Origin of the sequence: Marinibacterium profundimaris, assembly GCF_002210095.1 — a bacterium.
GTDB classification, from domain to species: Bacteria; Pseudomonadota; Alphaproteobacteria; order Rhodobacterales; family Rhodobacteraceae; genus Marinibacterium; species Marinibacterium profundimaris.
In genome coordinates this window covers 1-1,119 of sequence record NZ_AQQR01000057.1, presented here as the reverse complement: position 1 = coordinate 1,119, position 1,119 = coordinate 1, and the positions used below count along the sequence as shown (strand labels likewise).

The following is a 1,119-nucleotide window of genomic DNA, read 5'->3' as shown; positions in this document are numbered from 1 at the left end:
CGAAGGCCGTCGCTTGAGCTGTGGTCCTTACCGGCCGGTTACGACTGGCTCGATATTCACTGCCTTCCGGACGGTCAGCGTCATCGCATCCCCAATACCGATAATGGCCATGTCGCGGTGTCCGATCTCGCTCACGACCAGAGAGCCGTCGTCTGTTTCGAAGCGACGGGTGGGCAGGAATGGCGGCTCTGGTCCTATCTTCAGGATGCAGGCGTCGAGGCCCGCCAAGTGCCGCCGGCCCAGGTCAAGGCCTTCGCGCGCAGCCTTGGAACCCGAGCAAAGACCGACAGGATCGATGCCGAACTCATAGCGCGCTTCTTGGTCTTCAGGCCCGAGGCAGGACGAACACTTCCCGCCGAACATCTACGTCTTCTCAGGGCCTTGACCACCAAACGGGCACAGGTGGTCGAGATGCGAAAGCGGCTTCTGGCGCAGATCCGGGCGCATCGGAAATCGGGAACGGCAGAGCTGTTCGAAGATATCGATGTGGAGTTGAAGGAGAGGTTGGATGTTGCGATCACCGAGTTGGAAAGCAGAATTTCAGAGCTTTTGGGGCGCTACAGGCATCTCGCGGACACCGCGCGGATCCTTCGTTCCGTTCCCGGCATCGGACCAGTCGCCAGCTCAACGCTGATCGCCGAACTTCCCGAACTCGGCGCTCTCACCGGCGAAGAAGCTGCGGCCCTGACCGGTTTGGCACCAGTGGCGCAGGACAGCGGAACGTTGCGTGGCAAGCGCGCAATCGCCGGTGGTAGACGCGCCCTACGACATGTCATGTTCCAGGCAGCGCTGGTTGCCTCGCATCATAACCCGACACTCAAAGCGTTCGCTGATCGGCTCCGTAAAGCCGGGAAACCACACAAGGTCATCGTCACGGCCGTCGCGCGCAAGCTCGTCATCATCGCCAATGCTCTGTGCAAAAGCCGACGGGAATGGGAGCACAGACACCCCTGAAAGATACAGTTGCTAAGACCCTTGAGCAAGACACCGAATTCGCTCATTTAGTGATCCCCACGTGCCTCGGTAGCTCAGCGGTTAGAGCTGACCGCTCATAACGGTTAGGTCGCAGGTTCGAATGTAACCGCCCGATTGAGGCCGCCTGCCTGACAGCGGGGTTCC

1 protein-coding gene and 1 tRNA gene are annotated in these 1,119 nt (G+C 60.3%); both read left to right on the top strand.

Translation table 11 applies throughout. From position 1 onward, the window contains the following. Positions 1–954: IS110 family RNA-guided transposase (locus ATO3_RS28350; RefSeq protein WP_198963378.1), on the top strand; the 954-nt coding region annotated here is incomplete at its 5' end. A 63-nt stretch (positions 955–1,017) separates the two neighbouring features. Then, positions 1,018–1,097 (top strand) — tRNA-Ile (locus ATO3_RS28345). Positions 1,098–1,119: the final 22 nt, after the last annotated feature.